We start from the raw sequence: 19,001 nt of genomic DNA, 5'->3' as shown, positions 1-19,001 counted from the left end.
AATACATCTGCCCAACTGCCCGGCTGCTCCTGTAACAAGTACTTTTTTCATGCAATAGCTTCCTTAAATGTAGGAAGGAGTAGATCTTTTTCTGAAATTAACAATTCTTCCTTCGGAAGATGCCAATCAATCGCTAAGGTTGCGTCATTATAAATAATTCCTCCTTCTGAAGCCCTATCGTAATAATTATCACATTTATAAGCAAATATGGATTCCTTGGACAGGGTGACGAAACCATGTGCAAATCCTCTTGGGACGAACAATTGCTTGTGATTTTCATCATCCAGTACAAGAGAATAGTGTTTCCCAAATGTGGGTGACTCTTTCCGCAGGTCCACCACAATATCTAACACCCTTCCTTTAATCACTCTTACCAATTTAGCTTGCGCCATAGGACCCTTTTGAAAATGAAGTCCTCGTAACACTCCATATGTTGAAATGGATTGATTGTCTTGTACAAAGTCAACCTCAATTCCGGTCATTTCTACAAATGCTCGTTTGTTGAATGTTTCACAAAAAATACCGCGCTCGTCGGTAAATACATTCGGTTTTACAATAAAACAATCTAATAAGGGGGTTTTCTGAATTTCCAAGGCTAATCTAATTGAAGTAAATGTTTTCCATAACCGCTTTTTAGCAAGGGTTGGGCTAGTGCAATTAATTGTTGTTTCGAAATATATCCCATTTCGTATGCAGCTTCTTCGATCGAGCCAATTTTTAAGCCTTGTCTTTCTTCAATAACTTCAACAAATTGTGCTGCCTGCATGAGCGAAGCAAAGGTTCCGGTATCCAACCAAGCGGTTCCTTTGTCCAAAATACTTACGCGAAGTTTTCCCTGTTGTAAATAGGCATTATTGATATCGGTAATTTCGAGTTCACCTCGGTCACTTGGTTTAATATTTGAAGCAATTTCAACTACACTATTGTCATAAAAATAAATACCCGGCACCGCATAGTTCGATTTTGGGTGTTTCGGTTTTTCTTCAATAGAAAGTGCTTTTCCGCTTTTATCAAAAGATACCACACCATATCGTTCTGGGTCGAGTACGTGGTAGGCATAGATGATTCCCCCATCCGGATCGTTGTTTGACTGCAGTAATTCTTTAAGTCCGGATCCGTAAAAGATATTATCCCCAAGTATCAATGCAACTTTCTCCTGGCCGATAAATTCCTTTCCAATAATAAAAGCTTCTGCCAATCCATTGGGGTGTTCTTGAATAGCATACTGGAAATCACACCCTAACTTTTTTCCATCTCCTAACAATTCTTTAAATAATGGTAAGTCCTGAGGGGTGGAAATGATTAATATTTCGCGAATCCCCGCATAGAGCAAGGTCGACAAGGGATAATAAATCATGGGTTTATCATATACCGGCATCAACTGTTTGCTAACAGCCAAAGTAATAGGATGTAATCTAGTGCCAGACCCTCCGGCCAGTATAATTCCCTTCATAATCTATCTGTGTTATTTAAATACCACCGAATTGTTTTTTGAATTCCTGTTTCAAAATTTTCTTCAGCCTTCCAACCCAACTTTCCTTCAATTTTTGACGCATCAATAGCATATCTGAAATCATGCCCCGGCCGATCTTGTACAAAAGTAATTTGCTCTTTGTATGAGCCCTGTTTCGGCTTTAATTCGTCTAGCAACTCACAAATGGCGTGAGCAATATATAAATTGTTCCGCTCATTATTTCCTCCAATATTATAGGTCTCACCTATTTTACCTGAATCAATAGCTAATTTAATCCCTATGCAATGATCCTTTACGTATAGCCAGTCCCTTACGTTCTTTCCATCCCCATAGATAGGTATGGGCGCCCCGGAAATAGCCTTCCGAATAATCGTTGGGATTAATTTCTCCTTGTGCTGATTTGGACCGTAGTTATTCGAACAGTTGGTCGTTACCACCGGCAATCCATAGGTGTGGAAATAAGATCGAACAATAAAATCGGAAGATGCCTTTGAAGCGCTGTACGGACTGTTAGGCGCATAGGGAGTTGTTTCGGTGAATAAACCTGTCTCACCCAAGGTTCCATAGACCTCATCGGTAGAAACATGTAAAAAACGAGCCGATTTAAATGATTCCTTTAATTTATTAGGACCATCCATCCAGGTTTTATAGGCGCTTTGCAATAAATTAAACGTTCCAACAATGTTGGTTTGGATAAAGGCGGCAGGACCTGTAATAGAATTATCCACATGCGATTCGGCGGCAAAATGTACCACTTTTGAAAATTGATGCTCCTTGAAAAGCGAAACCACCAAAGCTTCGTCGCAAATATCCCCTTTGACAAAGGAATAGTTCTTATGACCCGAAATCGATGCCAAATTTCGTTCATCTCCGGCATAAGTGAGCTTGTCCAGCACAACTATCTTATCTGTTGTCTGTTCTAATATATAGGCTACATAATTGGAGCCTATAAAGCCTGCGCCCCCGGTAATTAAGACATTGTTGTTATTCAAAATTTATTTTTAGTCACGTCTAATTAAATTTATTATTATTTTTCTGCTGCTTCTTTCGCCATTTGCTGCGCCGTAAAAAACCACTTTCTTAAATACAACGTTACTATAAAGATAAGTACTAAAAATATTGGATACCTCAACATTTTGTTTCCTAGAGTGCCTGGCTTTTCCTCGATTAATTCGGGTCTATTAATTAATACAGTAATATCCTCTGAAAGTGCAATATCGTACTGTAAACTAATGTTTAAATCCAGCAAGTAATTCTTTTTTTCAACTAACCCCGATAAATCTTTATCGAGTACAACTTGATTAGATACACTATTTGTTATTTGTTGTTCAGAGTAGTTTAGAAAAAGCTTATCTATTAATTCAATTGATTTTAGATTAGCTTCTAAAAATTTCTTATTAATCTCTATGGCGTCAACTTTGAAATTGCTCAATAAATCATTCGTATTAAAATATCCTAAGAGATTATTTATAGTTTTTGGTGTGGCATTATTTGATAGTTTTAAATTTATTCGATGGAGTTTATATTCAAAATTAAATACCTTGCTAGCAGAATCGTCGCCTTCAAATTCATACTTATCAAGTAGTATTTCAAAAGTCTTGTTGTTATTCCCATAATTTTCAACAAGTTCATTAAAGCTAATTATTGGCGTAATTTCTAGCTTTTTGATTAGCGGTTGTCCTTCCCAGAGCCCAAATTCTTTAAGGAAAATGGAATCTCGATTATTTATTTTGTCATTAAGCAATTCGACTGAGTTATAAACATAGCTCCCTAAATTAAAATTAACCCTAACTATTGCTTCTGAAGATTTGGAACTCTGAAAGTCTTTTTGTCCGTAATATCCTAGAATGACTCCTATGATTATTAAAGAGAAAATGACTATCCAATTTCTAATTAGTAATAAAATAAAATTATACGCCCCAATTAAAAATTTCCTAAATATTTCATTACCCTTTTTGAATAGATATACTAGATCTATTTCTTCGTTCGTGCTTCTATTGTCCATGGTTATTTAATTTAAAATCTGTTTTAATATTTTTTCGGTAATTACATAGGTTGGTTTTACCCCTGTAGTCCCCAGCCCCCCGGAAGCCAATGTACTTCCTGTTTCTAAAGGGTTATCCGAAGCATAATATGCATATCGCACCTCCACTTTAGCACTTATACTGTTTCTAATCTTCGACGCGGCCTGAATCGCTTTTTGATAATGAGCACCTTCCATTTCGAGTCCAATCACATTCCATGTTGAATTGTGAAAAAACTTCAAAATATCTCTATTCTGAAGAGAGGTGCCTAGCACAGTAATCATGGTCCCGGTGCACACCTTTACATCATCCTCTTTAAAATCTGCTTTCTTCAGTTTATTCTTAAAAGGATAATTATCGGCGGTACCTTCAAAAACATGGGCCGAAGGAATCATAATATCCCCTTTTCCGCCTTCCAGAATACCCGCCTTCCCCATAATAGAGACAGATATAACGTTTAACAAATGACGTTTGTTGTTGATTTCGTACGGTTTTAAAAGTTCATCCATACTTTCATAGGCCTGTTCGCCAAAAGCATAATCCATCACAATAATTACAGGTGGAGTCACCTCCTTTTCTGAAATTCCCGGCAGTTTACTTGTGTCAAATATTTGAACATGGGTGTTGGTGCCACTGGTATCTTCAACATACGTCATCCCCATTTGTAAAGCCACTTTAGTAACTTTTTCTCTTAATTTAGCGTTTATCGGTTTGCTCAGTGCTTCAAAAACAGCCAGTGGTTTGCTTTTCTTAAATTCCGCCGCAAGCGCAGTAGGGGCATACAGACTATTCATAACACTGTGCATATTTGCACTGATGATATGTAAGGGCCGACTTAAAAACCCTTTTTCATCCAGCGTTTGTTTAATTTTTAGCGCCCATCGCTCCCCGTGAATATGATGTCCCAGACGCTCCCGAAGTACCGGACTAAATGTTATAATTCGTTTATTGTCGTCTATTATTTCCTCGATGGCATACTTGCCTAAATAATAGATAATACTTAAAAATCGATCCTCATCTTCCGGAACAGCAAATTGAGGGTAAATCTCGGATACTTCTTCAAACGTTCGCCCCAAGAAATTAGCGGTATGTGTTAGCGCTGTTTCTTTCTCATTCTGCGTTAATGTCCCTTCCTTAAGCACCGCTTCTTCGAGTTTTTTCCAATCTCGTATTACATCGCCCTTCTCATTGATCAAGACCTGTTTCATGATCTTGTGAGATTCGATATACAGAAAGGTCAAATGCGTTAAAATATCATAAATCTCGGACCGCCCTCGGGTTATTTCAATATTCATCTGTTCCGAATCAATCCGATAACAGTTTCTCCGTCTTTTTTCAGGGATAATTACCTTAAAATGTGAGTTTTTATAGCCTTCATCACTGGTAAGGTTTACAAATCTGCATTCCTCTATCCCGTAGGGCAACCTGTCCATAACATACAAAAGGCCCTGCAATTCAATCTTTTCTTCAGCAATAGAGCCGTAGATCTCGGGCCTTAGAATAAATAACGCCTCACGAAGCGTCTCCCCCGAAACTCCCATAGGCTTGTAGTAGCCCCGATTGAAAAGATGTCGCATGGTAATATAGAGCCTCTCTATGGCTCCCGAACTTTCTTGAGCTCGTGTTCTGGAATGTGATTTCAATTTATTCATACCTGCTGCAAATATAAGGTAATTTTAAGCTTGCATTTTGATCAGGGCATCGGCAATTTTACGGTCATTCGAAAGGCGTGGTGTTTTGTTTTGACCCCCTAGTTTCCCTTCCATTTTCATATATTTATTAAAGCTTTCTTTTTGCAGGGACGTAATTTGTAATGGCTGAAGGACTTTCCCCTTTATCAAGTCGAAATAATAGGTGTTTTGCTGCTGCATAGCTGCATCTAAGACTGCTGCAACCTGCCGAAGATCTTCCGGTTCTTGTTCAAATTCGATCAGCCATTCATGATACGGCAATGTTCCCTCCTTGGGGTGCATCTGAGGGGCAACGGTAAATTCGGAAATTGAAAACTTATGCATTGCCATCGCTTCTTGCATCGCCTGTTCTACTTCCTTGCCAATTACGTGTTCACCAAAAGCCGAAATAAAGTGCTTGATCCTTCCCGAAACAATAATTCGATAGGGGTTCGTATGCGTAAACTGAATCGTATCGCCTACATTATAAGCCCACAGTCCTGCATTGGTCGAAATAATCATCACATAATTCACCCCAGTCTTTACTTCTCCAATAGTTACTCTGGGAGGGGTTGTTTCGAAAAATCGATCGGCTTCAATGAATTCGTAAAAAATCCCGGAATTCAACAATAATAACATTCCCTTTTCACTCTGCTTATCCTGAAAGGCAAAAAATCCTTCGCTTGCAGGAAAAAGTTCGATACTGTCTACTTTCCTTCCAATTAATGCGTCAAATTTAGCGCGATACGGCTCGAAATTCACCCCACCGTAAATAAACAGTTTAAAATTTTGGAACAGTTCACCTACGCGCTTCCCCGAGGCTTCTTGCAATCGTTCAAAATACATTTGTACCCAAGATGGAATTCCACTAATAACGGTCATATTTTCACCAATCGTTTCGTCAACAATGGCATCAACCTTGGTTTCCCAGTCTTCTATACAATTGGTCTTAAAAGAAGGTAATCTATTTTTCTGAAGGTATCCCGGGACGTAATGAGCAACAATCCCCGACAACCGACCTAATTGAATCCCATGCTTCTCTTCTAGTTTCGGACTCCCTTGTAAAAAGATCATTTTCCCGTCGACAAAGTCAGATTTTCCGGTCTCATGAATATAAAATAAAATAGCATCTCTGGCAGCAGTCATATGATATGGTAATGATGCCTTTGTAAGGGGAATGTATTTGGCGCCACTTGTAGTCCCGGAAGTTTTCGCAAAATAAAGGGGTTTTCCCGGCCATAAAATATTGGCCTCCCCGTTGACTACTTTCTCCACATAGGGTTTTAAAGCTTCATAATCTCTAACGGGAACCTGGTTAGCAAAATCTTGAAAGGTCTTGATTGATTCAAAATAGTGGTCTTTTCCAAATTGTGTTTCTTTTGCTAATGCGATTAGGCTAGCAAATACGCGTTGTTGGGTAAGCTCAGGTTGTGAAGCCCATTTCTGAGTACGGGCTACTACTACTTTTGCGAAAATATTTGCTGCAAAGGATTTTATCGACATAGCCTACTAATCAAAATCGATGAAGTTGGTGGGATTGATAGGGTACCCATCTCTCCACAATTCAAAATGAAGGTGAGGCCCTGTTGAAAGATCACCTGTGTTTCCAGCGGTAGCCACAACTTCCCCGGCTTTGACCAATTCTCCTTGCTCCTTGCTAAGGGACGCATTGTGTTTATACACCGAAATAAGGTTGTTGGCATGCTCGATGATTACGACATATCCGGTATCTGCAGTCCATTCAGCAAAAATAATGGTTCCGTCTGCGGTTGCCTTTACAGGAGCATCCTTAACAGTGACTATATCAACAGCAAAGTGCTTTTCCTTAGGGTTATATCCTTCAGAAATGGTTCCTTTAACAGGTGCAAACAACACAAAACTTACTTCGGCAGGGCCTGTTAATGGATTATATTTATCCTCTTGTTGTACGCGTTCTCGTAAAATAGAATCCTGTTTAGATGCCGCGAGGTTTAACTTAGAAAAATCGACCTTGGCTGCTTCAATGATCGAATCCTTGTTGAACACTACCGTTTTTACATCCCCTGTAAGCACTTTTCGGATGGAGGCAAGGTATTGTTCGTTTACATTTATAACCTGCTGTAGCGAGTCAGTTTTAAAGGTCAGTTCGGTTGCTTTCAGTTTCAAGGCCGTGGACGAATACCCCGGAATATACTCCCGAAGCGGTGTAAAAGCAATAATCACAGTGGTTACGGTAATTAAAAAAACAGCAAATACGGTGCTGAAAACAAAAACGTTCAATCGATTCAGTTTAAAAGAAAAACGCTCTTCAAAGGTGTCTTCATTAAGAACCACCAAACGATACTTATGCAGTAACTTCTTTCTTATTTTTTTAGCTCTTTTTTCTTTTTCTGCCATCGGGGGTCGTTAAGAATACAAATATAAAATAAACTCTATGGTTCGATGCTAAAGTTAATTGTAAAACGTTCTATGTAAGTAATTCTTGTTACCTTTGTAATATAAATTTTTGAGAAATGAGTGCACTATTTATACCCTTAGCGATTGGCCCATGGCAAATTGCCCTTATTGTTGTGATTGTTCTTTTGTTGTTTGGCGGCAGAAAGATTCCCGAATTAATGCGCGGACTGGGAAGTGGCATCAAAGAATTTAAAGATGCGTCCAAAGAAGATAAAAAGGAAGACAAAAAAATTGACGATCCTAAATAAGATCGATTTTAATATTTGAAAAGAGCCTGCTATTGTTGAAATAGCAGGCCTTTTATTTTCTTACTCTAATTTAGCAGATTTTAATATAGCCTCAAGTTCAAATTGAAGATTTCGCTTGGCGACAGATGGTGCGTACGTAAACCCTTCCAAGATCAAATAGCGGTTATTGGCTTCATCCCGAATGGCATAATTCAGAAAAGGACCCGCCATATATTTATCTTTAACCTCCCAGGTACCCTTGGTTTCATAGGCAAACTTTCCGTCTATTTCACTAGTGAATAAGTAGGGAGCATAGGCTTCTTCAGTAATAAATAACCCTTCATCCTCTACGGGCATATAGCTAGAGCCTATTGAGTCTCTAATCTTTATTATGTTTCCAACCACCGAAGAGTCTGTCCCTATCATGCTTAACGGTACTTCATAGATAATTATATTGGTACTCCCCGATTTTAAATCTTTCCGTATCCAAAAAAATTCGTCGGTCGCCCTTGCAGTTCTATAGGCTGAGGGAATATTGAGCTTAACACCCAATCGCTGCTTCAATGAGTCCAAATCTTTCTTTAGGGATATTTTAATTCTCCTTTGGTTTTCTGAAATTTCTGAAGCCTGAAAAGCGGTTAAAATTTCCTTCTGGTGTTCCTTAAGAAGGGCAATAAGTTCTTCTTCAGTAGGTGCTGTAATGAAAACGCCGGTTTGCGGTTTTGCATACGGGTGTTCCTTGATGGAGAATTGTGCCGATGCTCCCTTGGTAAGGTGTAAAAATATTCTATACTTACGTGCAAATCCTGTATAGGTAGACGGCGGCATTTGATTAATATCATAAAGCGGCTCCTCCTGAGGAAGCCCGTCTGCCGGGGCTGCAAGTATGTCTCTTATGGCCTCACCCACATTGCCATTCCACATTTCATTTGTGGTAATAACCTGTAAATTATTGATGTTTCCCAAAGAGCTTGGCAAGTAGGAAGTGTCCTTTTTCCCTGTTTCATTGCATGAAAAAAGCACGAATGCGGCAACAATCACCAGATTAAATGATTTCATTATATGGAGTGTTAGAAGGGAATGTTACCCTTTTGAAACTTTCAGCTTCATTCCCGGTTTTAATTTGCTACCGCTAATATCGTTCCAAATTTTTATATTCTCCACCGTAACTCCCGGAAACTTTTTTGAAATACTCCACAAGGTATCCCCGCTTTTAACAGTATAGGTCTTGGCGTTTTCTGAAATTGCCACCTTCGCGCTGCTTCCCGATGGATTTCGAGGGTGAATGGTAAGACGCTGACCCACGCGCAAATTATTGCTTCGCAAGCCGTTCCAGCGCTTTATCTGACTCACGGTTACGCCATACTTATTTGCAATTTTCCCTAAATAATCACCACTTCTCACCCGATAACGGATGCGGTTTGCGGTCTCGAATAATTGCGGTAGTGGTTTTTCTCGCTCATTCAATTCTTTTTCAGCATAGGCATAGATCGCTTCTTCATTGGCGACAAATTTTCCTAGACCGTCTAAGGGTAGTCGCAACACATAGTTCTCATCTTTTACACTTGGGATGATGTCCAGCTTATACGACGGATTTAAAAACTGAAGTTCTTCGATATCGATATTTGTGATTTTTGAAACCTGTTCAAGTGTAATCATCTTCTTTACTCGAATGGTATCGGTTGCTACGTATGGAATTGTTGTTCCGTTACTAACAAAGCCGTGTTCTTCTGCGTATTCGAAAATGTACATGGTAGCCAAGAATGCCGGTAAATAACCTGCCGTTTCACGTGGAAGATGGTGCCTAATATTCCAATAATTGGTATAACCTCCAGATCTTCTAAGTGCTTTCGAAACATTTCCGGGTCCCGAATTGTACGCCGCCAATGCCAAGTCCCAGTCTCCCAAACTACTGTACAAGCTCTTTAGGTACTGACAGGCTGCCTCGGTTGCCAAAATTGGATCGGAACGCTCATCTACATACGAACTAACATCCAAGCCATACATCTTCCCGGTATTGAACATAAACTGCCAAAGACCGGTGGCGCCTACTCTCGATTTAGCTCTTGGGTTTAGGGCCGATTCAACAATGGCCAAATATTTTAACTCCAGGGGGAGATTGTGTTTGTCTAAGGCCTCTTCGAACATAGGGAAGTAATAATCGCTCAATGCCATTAAACGTCCCATGGTTTTTCTCCGATTTTTAAGATATTGCTTGATAACGCTTTCTAGAGAGGGGTTGTATTCAACGTTAAACGGAGTACGGGCATTCAGTTCTTCCAGGCGTTGCTTCAGAACTTCTGTAGGCAATTCTTCGTATTCAATCGGCTCATAGGTCTGCTCTGTAATGGTACCGTATACTTCTTCAAATAATTCAGATCGATAGAGATCGGCCAGCCACAGGCTATCCTTCTCTCTGGCCAAGTCCAAATCGTCTAAATCAAAGACCAAACTGTCCTTCACCTGTGTCGCAAATTGTGTTAAAGGTATTTCTCCCGAAACTTCCTTAACAGCAATTGAATCAACCGAAGTTATTTGTTTTTGTTTAAGCGTTGTACGGGTATTTCCTTCCTGGGCATAAAGAAGACTACCGCCAAAAAAAAGCAAAAAGAATACTAAGTTTTGTTTCATCAGTTTATAACATTTTTATAGCTCAGCTTCAAAATTTAAGCCCACCAACTTGACAAATCAAGCGTTATTAATTGGCGGATCGCTACTGAACTAAACGTAGGTTAATTGGGTAAATTTTGATAAAATTAGTTAAATGACCGGAATAGACAAACTTTTAACACTTTTACGAAGCGTATTTATCTGTAATTCTAATTCATAATTGCCTGTATTCCAGGCAATACCTTTCCTTCCAGCATCTCTAACATCGCTCCGCCTCCTGTTGAAACGTAGCTCACTTTTTCATCCAGATTGAATTTCTTTGCCGCTGAGACCGAATCTCCTCCTCCTACTAACGAAAACGCTCCTCCTTCGGTGGCTTTTACAATCGCATTGCCCAATGAAATAGTACCACCAGAAAACTTGTCCATTTCGAAAACACCTATGGGTCCATTCCACAAAATGGTTTTCGAGTCAGCGATCACTTCCGAAAAAAGTTGGTTGGTAGCCGGTCCAGTATCCAAACCCAGCCAGCCTTCTTTGATTTGGTCTATAGCGCAGATTTGGGTATTCGCTTCCTCCGAGAAACTATCTGCGATAATGGCGTCCACAGGAAGATGTACTTTCACCTGCTTTTGCTTTGCCATATCCAAAATGGCAAGCGCCATCTCCTGTTTGTCGTCTTCAACCAAAGAACTCCCAATGCTCCCTCCCTGTGCTTTTATAAAGGTGAATGCCATTCCGCCTCCAATAATTAGGTGATCAATTTTATCGAGAATGTTTTCTATAATGGTAATTTTTGAAGAGACCTTAGCACCTCCAATTACGGCAGTTACCGGTTTTTCACTATGGGTAAGGACCTTGTTCACATGCTCTATTTCTGAAGCCAATAACAGTCCGAAACATTTGCGATCAGGGAAAAAATCGGCTATCACGGCCGTGGAAGCATGCGCTCTGTGAGCGGTTCCGAAGGCATCGTTGACATAGATATCCCCAAATTTTGAAAGTTTTTCAGCAAAATCAACGTCTCCCTTGGTTTCGGCTTCATAATAGCGAAGGTTTTCCAATAATAAGATCTCACCCGACTGTAAATTGGCCACGGCTTCGGTTACTTCATCACCTATACAGTCCGAAACAAACCGTACTGAAACTCCGAAGATTTCACTTGCTTTGTTCACAATATGCGCCAGTGAAAATTCGGCTTCGCGGTTTTTTGGCCGTCCTAAATGCGACATCAACACACAACTGCCGCCGTCTTCCAAGATCTTGATGATGGTAGGCATTGCGGCTTCGATTCGAGTTGCGTCTGTCACTTCGAAAGCATCGTTCAACGGTACGTTAAAATCAACCCGGATGAGCGCTCTCTTGTTGTGAAAATTAAAGTCATTAACTGTTTTCATGCTATTTTATTTCTGCTGCAAATATACAGGATTGGCAATTCTTTTTCCGTAGTAAATTTATGTAGTTTTGCATATGGATTTTTCTGAAATCATTGGACAAAAACATTTAAAAGCACACCTGCTAAAAACGATAGAAAATGGGCGTGTTCCTCATGCTCAATTGTTTGTGGGCGGAAGCGGAAGCGGACTTTTACCCCTTGCAATTGCGTACGCTTGTCAATTGCTGTGTCATCAATACACTAAGGATAGTCCCGAATATGACCTTTGTGCGCGAAAAGTGGCAAAATTATCGCATCCCGATCTTCACTTTGTCTATCCCGTAAACACAAATGACGACGTTAAAAAAAATCCGGTGTCTTCCCTTTTTTCAGAAGAATGGAGAAAATTCGTTTTGGAAAATCCCTACGGGTCACTTTTTGACTGGTTTCAGCATCTAGGTATTGAAAATAAGCAAGGCAACATCAGTGTTAAGGAAGCCGAAGAAATTTCGAAGCGCTTATCGCTCAAGGCCTATGAGGGAGGTCATAAGATCATGATAATTTGGATGGCCGATAAAATGAATACCGAATGCGCCAACAAAATCCTTAAAATTGTAGAGGAACCACCTGATAAAACCGTGCTGCTGCTACTCACAGAGAACGAAGAACAAATACTTACCACCATTCGTTCTCGATGTCAAAAATTACACCTTCCACGACTTGCCGAAGAGGAGATTGCTAGCGTGCTTTTTGAAAAACATGCCATGTCCCGCAATATAGCTAAGAAAATTAGTCGGCAGGCCCATGGGGATTACAACAAAGCCTTGCAGTTGATGCACCAGGACGGAGACGATATCATTTTTGAAAAGTGGTTTGTCTCATGGGTGCGCACCGCATTTAAGGCGAAGGGCAATAAAAAAGCAATCAATGACCTACTTGAATGGAGCGATCATATCGCAGGACAAGGACGCGAGACCCAAAAGAAATTTTTATCATTTTGCATAGAGGTATTCAGACAAGGATTGCTCAAAAACTATAAGGCAGATGCACTTTTATTTTTTGATGCGAACGACCCTACTTTTTCTATAGAAAAATTCGCCCCCTTTGTACATCAAAATAATATTTTTGAAATTATTGATGCCCTCGACGATGCTTCATATCATATTGAGCGGAATGGAAACGCAAAGATAATTTTTACCGATCTGTCCATTCAATTAACGCGACTTATACATAAGCCCGAGCTAGTATAGCCATTACTTATGTCATACTGCTCTCATAATAGTTTACGTTTATTATAAATCAATGCAAAATAAACCGATTTAAGCGTCTTTATTGTTTTGCGAAGGTTTGGCCTAGAGAAGATTGAAATTAAAACGCTAGGCGGCTTATATGGCCTTATTTGGCTTTTTTAAAGCAATAGATCAAAGAGGAGTTTTCTTTTGTTCCCAAAGCCGACAGGTTTGACCATAATCCAACCAACAAAGCTCTAAGTGAAAATGCATTTCCTGTTTTATATTTTTCAGAAAGCAGACTCACATAAAACGAATCAAAGATCATGGGTTTACTTTTTATTAATTTCATCGAATCTGAAAATAAACCCCGCATCGCTTTTCTTGAAAAATGCCATAAATGTCTTGGCGTGTCATAAGCTGCCCAATACTCCTTGTAATAAGACGCATCAAAAGATTTAAAATTAGGCACGGCAATAATAAGCACTCCACCCGGTTTCACTAATGCTTCAAGTTCGGTAAGGGTTCGTTCCAAATTGGGAAGATGCTCCAATACATGCCATAAGGTTACTACATCAAATTGCTGTCCGGAAACAGATTTCAAAGTTTCGGCAAGCACAATTCCTTTTTTTTCTGAAAGACTTCGGGCGCTCTTGTTTACTTCAACGCCTGAAACCATCCAACTATAATCTTGTGCTAGTTTTAAAAAATCTCCGGTGCCGGCACCTATATCCAATAATGTACCGGCGCCCTTATTCAAACCGGTGATTAAACGTAGCTTTTTTGAAAGTGAATATTTTTTTACCCATTGATACAGTGTAGCCACAATCCCTTTGTTCGCATCTGTATGCGAAATATACGCCTCGCTCTTATAATATATTGGAAGATCGGCCTCGTTTGGCTGTGGAGAAGTTAGAAGCATTTCTTTTTCTTCATCGTACAAAAGGGCAAAGGATTCTCCTGTGACGAGAAAATCCTTGGTGGTAAGATAAACTGATTCTGAATCTTTTTTCAAAGTGTACATTTGAATTGTTCCACGTGAAACAATATACCTAACGCCCCATATAGACAAGCATTACTGAAATATCATTTGGTGACACCCCACTTATTCTTGAGGCCTGTGAAACCGTTGTAGGTTTTATGGTGCTGAGTTTTTCCCTCGCCTCATAGGAAAGCGATTTGAGTCTGTTATAGTCAAAATTTTCAGGGATTTTTATGCCTTCCAATCTATTCAGCTTGTCCGCATTGTTCTTTTCTTTCTGAATATATCCTGCATATTTAACCTGGATTTCGGCCTGTTGCAAGACCTCATGATCTAAATGGTGTTCTTGAATATAGCGTTCAACATCATCTATGGTTCGCATATCATCCATGGTAATATTAGGCCGAGAAAACATTTTAAACATTTTGTCGCTTTGCGCTACCGGAGCCGATTCTTTGTTTTCAAGAATCGGATTTATCACCTCAGGTGTCACACTGGTCTCCTTAAAAAAAGCAACAAAATTATCCGACTTTTCCTTCTTCTCGTCCATCTTGCGCAGTCGGTCTTCAGTGGCCAACCCAATGGCATGCGATTTAGGTGTTAATCTAAAATCTGCATTGTCCTGTCGCAACAAGGTTCTGTATTCGGCTCTTGACGTAAACATTCTATAGGGTTCTTCAGTACCTTTGGTAATAAGATCATCTATCAAAACCCCAATATAGGCTTCATTTCGTTTTAAAATAAATGGATCTTTAGCACAAACCTTCAAATGCGCATTGATCCCAGCCATAAGCCCTTGCGATGCCGCCTCTTCATAACCGGTGGTCCCGTTGATCTGTCCTGCAAAGTACAGACCGGATACTAATTTCGTTTCTAAGGTGTGCTTTAGCTGAGTTGGAGGAAAATAATCATATTCTATCGCATAACCCGGGCGGAAAAATTTTACATTTTCAAATCCGGCAACTTGGCGTAAGGCCTTAAACTGTACATCCTCCGGTAATGAGGTTGAAAAGCCATTTACATAATACTCTACCGTGTCCCAGCCTTCCGGTTCTACAAAGAGTTGATGTCTATCCTTATGCGCAAAACGATTAATCTTATCTTCTATAGAGGGGCAATACCTTGGGCCCAAACTCTTGATTGCTCCATTGAACATAGGGGAACGATCAAAGCCTTCCTTTAAAAGCTCATGAACTGTCGAACTTGTATAGGTCATATGACAGGGCCGCTGTTCCTTTAAGGGTTGCGTTATATCTAGGTATGAAAACTTTTCAGGACTATCATCTCCGGGTTGAATGATCATTTTAGAAAAATCCAATGACCTTCCATCTACTCTAGGAGGGGTGCCGGTTTTCATACGCCCGGCATCAAATCCTAAGTCTACCAAATCCTTGGTGATTCCGGTTGCAGCTTTTTCACCAGCTCTTCCACCGCCAAATTGCTTTTCTCCTATATGGATCAATCCGTTCAAAAAAGTACCATTTGTAAGGATGACAGACTTTGCCCTAACTGCCAATCCGAGCGAGGTTTTAACGCCCACAACACGATCTCCTTCCACCATAATTCCCGAAACCATCTCTTGATAAAAATCAAGATTCTCCGTCTGTTCAAGCATTAGGCGCCATGTTTCGGCAAAACGCATCCGATCGCTCTGAACTCTTGGGCTCCACATGGCAGGCCCTTTTGACTTGTTGAGCATCTTAAATTGAATAGCTGTCTTGTCGGAAACAATTCCGCTATACCCCCCTAAGGCATCAATTTCACGTACAATCTGCCCCTTTGCAATTCCTCCCATAGCAGGATTGCACGACATTTGCGCGATATTCTGAAGATTCATCGTAATCAACAGGGTCTTTGAACCCATATTCGCTGCGGCAGCGGCAGCCTCAGAGCCTGCGTGTCCACCACCTACAACAATAACATCATATTCCTTTTCAAACATAGCTTTCAAAATGTTCCACGTGGAACATTAAATTAATTTTTAGGGCTGCAAATATAATGTAAATATCTTAATATCAGGGAGTTAAATATGTATTTACCTGAATATCAGCACGCTAGGCGATAGGTCGTGTTTGCAAGGCCTCTTCTTCCTTGCCGCGCATGATGGCTAATTCAGTATCCGACTTATCCTTATATCCGCAATAATGAAGTATCCCATGAATCATCACACGATGTAATTCTTCTTCAAAAGGGACATGTAACTCGGTTGCATTTTCCTGAACGCGATCAATAGAAATAAATATTTCCCCGTGAATTTGTTTTCCAGTAGTATAGTCAAAGCTAATTATATCGGTAAGCGTGTCGTGATGCAGAAATTCTACATTCAACTTATGTAGCTGGTCATCATCACAAAAAGTATATGCGATATCACCCACTTCATAGCCTTCAGAAGCAATGATACCCCTAATCCATTTTGACACGGATTCAGGATTTGACAAATTGAAATCAATTTCAGAATAAAACTCAATCATCCTTATTCTTAAAATACGTCTGCACCTTTATTTTGTATTCAGGACGCAAAGGTAGCGCTTCACGGTTTAGGATCTCGGTTGTATTAAAATATTTTTTAACCTCTTCGGGGGTCAAACGCAGGGTATTCTCATAGCTGTTTCGATTGGTACGGGATTCCCTTCGGGTTTCTTGCCCCTGCTCAAAATCGGCCTTGTCCAACTTTAATAATTCATACTTTAAATTTAGCATCTTCTGAAGCGTTCTCTGATTAAATCCCTTATCCAACAGCTGCTTTTCAATATCTTCCATCTTGCGCAGCAGATCACCGCCCTTTCCTTGTAAACCCTCCTTGCTTAATCTATCCTGTAATTGCTGTCGCAATTGTTGTTGCTCTTTATAAATTTCATACAATTTGCCGTTCATGTCTTCGCTGTCACCATCCCCTTCGCGACCATCCGAATCGCCGTCTCTGCCGTTTTCTCCACTATTTCCCTTTCCATCACCACTTCCATCACCGTCTCCCTGACCTTCGCCCTCTCCTTCACCTTCGCCTTCTTTTCCACCCTTACCCTGCTTTCCTTTTTGCATACCGTCCTTCATCTTCTCACTCAAACTCTCCTGCTTTTCGATAATATCGGGTAATTGAAATCCCTGACCTTCTCCGTTACCTTCACCCTTGCCTTTTCCTTTGCCCGATCCTGACCCTGATCCCGACATTTGCATTTGATTCTGCATATTGTTCAACAATTCGCTCAACAAAACAGCCAATTCATTGGCACCTGTAATTGTATACTGTTGACTGGAAATACCATGTCGAATCTGATTTTCAGCCAATCGCTCGAGGGATTTGTCGATATTGTACTGCACCTCGGTCAAAGATTCGTTGATAGTATTACTAATCATTGGCTGTCGTAACGAAAGCGTAAACAAGCTGTCGTCTATATGCTGAAAATTAAGTCTTAAGTCGTTTTGAAGGTTTAATTTCTTTCCGAAAATCGGGTTCCCGTATTCTGTCTTTTTGAATTCCTCCATCAAATTTTCCTGTTCAAAGGAAAATACCACCAAATTATCAAGGATCTGCCGAAGCATTTCGACATCCTCTTCAATGGAGTCCATCTGACCGGCTTGCATTTGCATCTGCATCTGCTTCCCCATTTGCTTCATCTTCTTTCCGGCCTTCTTCTGATTTTGTGAAGCACCGCTCTTATTTTGCTGCTGTAATTTATCGGTCGCCTTTTGCTGTTCTTCCTCAACCTCCTGCTCACCGCTCTTATCCTGCGGAATATCCATAGGCTCTTTTAGACCTTCGTTTTCCTTTTTGAGATCTTTCATCTCCTGCTGGTATTCTTCAAACTTTTTATTGAGCGCTTCTTGCTTTTCCTTGGTGTTTTCTTCATCGGGAGCATCTCCCAATTTCTCCTGCTCTTCTCCTAATTTAAAGATTTCTTCTGCCAGTTTTTCGGCCTTTTTGGTAACATAGTACCGCTTGGTCAACTCCAGTAATTTTTCCAGGTTTTTCTCCTGATTCTTGTTCTGCTTCGAAAGTTGTTCCAGCTTTTCCGTAAGCTCTTCCTTCTGAATCTTTTCCTGAAGCTTTTCCAGCTCTTCTAACAGTTTCTCGTTTTCCTTTAGCTGTTCTTCATTTTCATCCAGTCGATCTTTCAATTGCTCCTTAAAGGTGTCGTTTTCTTCATTCTCAGGTTGAAAATTCTCTAAATTCTCCTTTAGCTCTTTTGAAAAATTCTTCATCATCTCTTCTTGCTGCTTCTGCCGTTTGATGAAATTTTCCAGTTTCTTTTTGTCGTTCCAGTTCAATTCATTTTTTTCCTTCTGCATCTTGGAAAGTTCTTCCAAGGTTTTGTCCTGCTCCTTTAAGTTTTCCAGAGACTTATCCAGCCCTTTTATCGAATTCTCCTGATGCTGAAGTTGTTCATTTTCCTTTTCATCCTGCGTTAATTTTCTGAAAGAATACAATCCCGATTTGCTCGATTTATACTTGTGAATAGCATCGTTGTCAAAAACCTCAAAATAGTATTCATACACTACCCCATCGGTAAGCTGAAGGTTTCCCGGAAAGCTAAACACAAACTGATCGAAATTCGTCTTGTTTAGGGGCAAGGGTTCCACTTGTTTTTTATTTTCATCCCCTTCGGGATAAAAGACCAACCTCAATTTGGTCAACCCGTAATCGTCGCTTACACGGCCTAAAAAATACACCCGCTGACTGTCTGTACTATCCTGTTTGGACTGTACATCGATCTCGGGGAATTCATCCTTTATCACCCCAAGTGTGAAGGAGAGATTCTCGTATTCCTTGAGATTAGTATTAGAGGTAGTAATGGCGTAATCCAATTTATTGTATATGCCTTTCGACAAACTAAAGTTTTGATCCTTGGCCGTAAAAACATAAGCAGTGTCCTTTGTCTTTAGTTGTACCTCAGTAGTGTTTTTTGTGGCTACCTGCCACTGTACCTGTGTCCCCTCGGGAATGGTCGCATTACCTGTGCTTTTTAGAACCTCATC

The 19,001-nt window shown here is 40.1% G+C and carries 16 protein-coding genes; 2 read left to right on the top strand and 14 right to left on the bottom strand.

Annotated elements, in window-relative coordinates; all coding sequences use genetic code 11:
• Positions 1–47: 47 nt before the first annotated feature.
• The 7 genes from rfbC to K8F54_RS07835 are packed head-to-tail and all read right to left on the bottom strand — an operon-like array spanning position 48 to position 7,544.
• Positions 48–593, bottom strand: a complete 546-nt coding sequence (gene rfbC, locus K8F54_RS07865; protein ID WP_290789218.1) for a dTDP-4-dehydrorhamnose 3,5-epimerase — start codon at positions 591–593, stop codon at positions 48–50.
• 2 nt (positions 594–595) lie between these two features.
• Positions 596–1,453, bottom strand: a complete 858-nt coding sequence (rfbA, locus tag K8F54_RS07860; RefSeq protein WP_290789216.1) for a glucose-1-phosphate thymidylyltransferase RfbA — start codon at positions 1,451–1,453, stop codon at positions 596–598.
• Positions 1,450–2,466 carry a dTDP-glucose 4,6-dehydratase gene (gene rfbB, locus K8F54_RS07855; RefSeq protein WP_290789214.1) on the bottom strand — a complete coding sequence of 339 codons (1,017 nt, stop codon included), beginning with the start codon at positions 2,464–2,466 and terminating at the stop codon, positions 1,450–1,452. The genes rfbA and rfbB overlap by 4 nt, the downstream gene beginning before the upstream one ends.
• Positions 2,467–2,501: 35 nt before the next feature.
• Positions 2,502–3,479, bottom strand: a complete 978-nt coding sequence (locus tag K8F54_RS07850) for a hypothetical protein (protein WP_290789212.1) — start codon at positions 3,477–3,479, stop codon at positions 2,502–2,504.
• Positions 3,480–3,485: 6 nt separating this feature from the next.
• A complete protein-coding gene (locus tag K8F54_RS07845) occupies positions 3,486–5,150 on the bottom strand; it encodes a hypothetical protein (protein WP_290789210.1) in 1,665 nt (554 codons plus the stop codon).
• A gap of 24 nt (positions 5,151–5,174) precedes the next feature.
• Positions 5,175–6,671, bottom strand: a complete 1,497-nt coding sequence (locus tag K8F54_RS07840) for a GH3 auxin-responsive promoter family protein (protein WP_290789209.1) — start codon at positions 6,669–6,671, stop codon at positions 5,175–5,177.
• 6 nt (positions 6,672–6,677) lie between these two features.
• Positions 6,678–7,544: a M23 family metallopeptidase gene (locus K8F54_RS07835; RefSeq protein ID WP_290789207.1), complete on the bottom strand. Its 867-nt coding sequence runs from the start codon at positions 7,542–7,544 to the stop codon at positions 6,678–6,680.
• A 116-nt stretch (positions 7,545–7,660) separates the two neighbouring features.
• Here K8F54_RS07835 and K8F54_RS07830 point away from each other — a divergent pair, with 116 nt between their 5' ends.
• Positions 7,661–7,852, top strand: a complete 192-nt coding sequence (locus tag K8F54_RS07830) for a twin-arginine translocase TatA/TatE family subunit (protein ID WP_290789205.1) — start codon at positions 7,661–7,663, stop codon at positions 7,850–7,852.
• Positions 7,853–7,912: 60 nt separating this feature from the next.
• Here K8F54_RS07830 and K8F54_RS07825 read toward each other — a convergent pair whose 3' ends face one another.
• The 3 genes from K8F54_RS07825 to K8F54_RS07815 all read right to left on the bottom strand — a co-directional run bounded on the left by K8F54_RS07825 (position 7,913) and on the right by K8F54_RS07815 (position 11,838).
• Entirely contained in the window at positions 7,913–8,890 is a 978-nt protein-coding gene (locus K8F54_RS07825) for a DUF4837 family protein (protein ID WP_290789203.1), read from the bottom strand.
• A 24-nt stretch (positions 8,891–8,914) separates the two neighbouring features.
• Positions 8,915–10,462 carry a lytic transglycosylase domain-containing protein gene (locus K8F54_RS07820; protein ID WP_290789201.1) on the bottom strand — a complete coding sequence of 516 codons (1,548 nt, stop codon included), beginning with the start codon at positions 10,460–10,462 and terminating at the stop codon, positions 8,915–8,917.
• Between the two features lie 188 nt (positions 10,463–10,650).
• Positions 10,651–11,838 (bottom strand): phosphoglycerate kinase, encoded by a 1,188-nt coding sequence (locus K8F54_RS07815; RefSeq protein ID WP_290789199.1) that lies wholly within the window; start codon positions 11,836–11,838, stop codon positions 10,651–10,653.
• Between the two features lie 73 nt (positions 11,839–11,911).
• Between K8F54_RS07815 and K8F54_RS07810 the strand changes: the two genes are divergently transcribed.
• Complete coding sequence (locus K8F54_RS07810) at positions 11,912–13,066, top strand: DNA polymerase III subunit delta' (RefSeq protein WP_290789197.1); 1,155 nt, start codon at positions 11,912–11,914, stop codon at positions 13,064–13,066.
• Positions 13,067–13,211: 145 nt separating this feature from the next.
• Here the strand turns inward: K8F54_RS07810 and K8F54_RS07805 are convergent, their stop codons facing one another.
• The 4 genes from K8F54_RS07805 to K8F54_RS07790 all read right to left on the bottom strand — a co-directional run.
• Complete coding sequence (locus K8F54_RS07805; RefSeq protein ID WP_290789195.1) at positions 13,212–14,060, bottom strand: class I SAM-dependent methyltransferase; 849 nt, start codon at positions 14,058–14,060, stop codon at positions 13,212–13,214.
• A 37-nt stretch (positions 14,061–14,097) separates the two neighbouring features.
• On the bottom strand, positions 14,098–15,969 hold the full coding sequence (mnmG, locus tag K8F54_RS07800) for a tRNA uridine-5-carboxymethylaminomethyl(34) synthesis enzyme MnmG (RefSeq protein WP_290789193.1): 1,872 nt from the start codon (positions 15,967–15,969) through the stop codon (positions 14,098–14,100).
• Positions 15,970–16,081: 112 nt separating this feature from the next.
• Complete coding sequence (ybeY, locus tag K8F54_RS07795; protein ID WP_290789191.1) at positions 16,082–16,498, bottom strand: rRNA maturation RNase YbeY; 417 nt, start codon at positions 16,496–16,498, stop codon at positions 16,082–16,084.
• Positions 16,491–19,001: DUF4175 family protein (locus K8F54_RS07790; RefSeq protein ID WP_290789189.1), on the bottom strand; the 2,511-nt coding region annotated here is incomplete at its 5' end. The genes K8F54_RS07790 and ybeY, both read right to left, overlap by 8 nt.

Origin of the sequence: Altibacter sp. (genome assembly GCF_019913785.1) — a bacterium.
GTDB lineage: Bacteria > Bacteroidota > Bacteroidia > Flavobacteriales > Flavobacteriaceae > Altibacter.
This window is presented reverse-complemented; position numbering and strand designations above follow the sequence as displayed.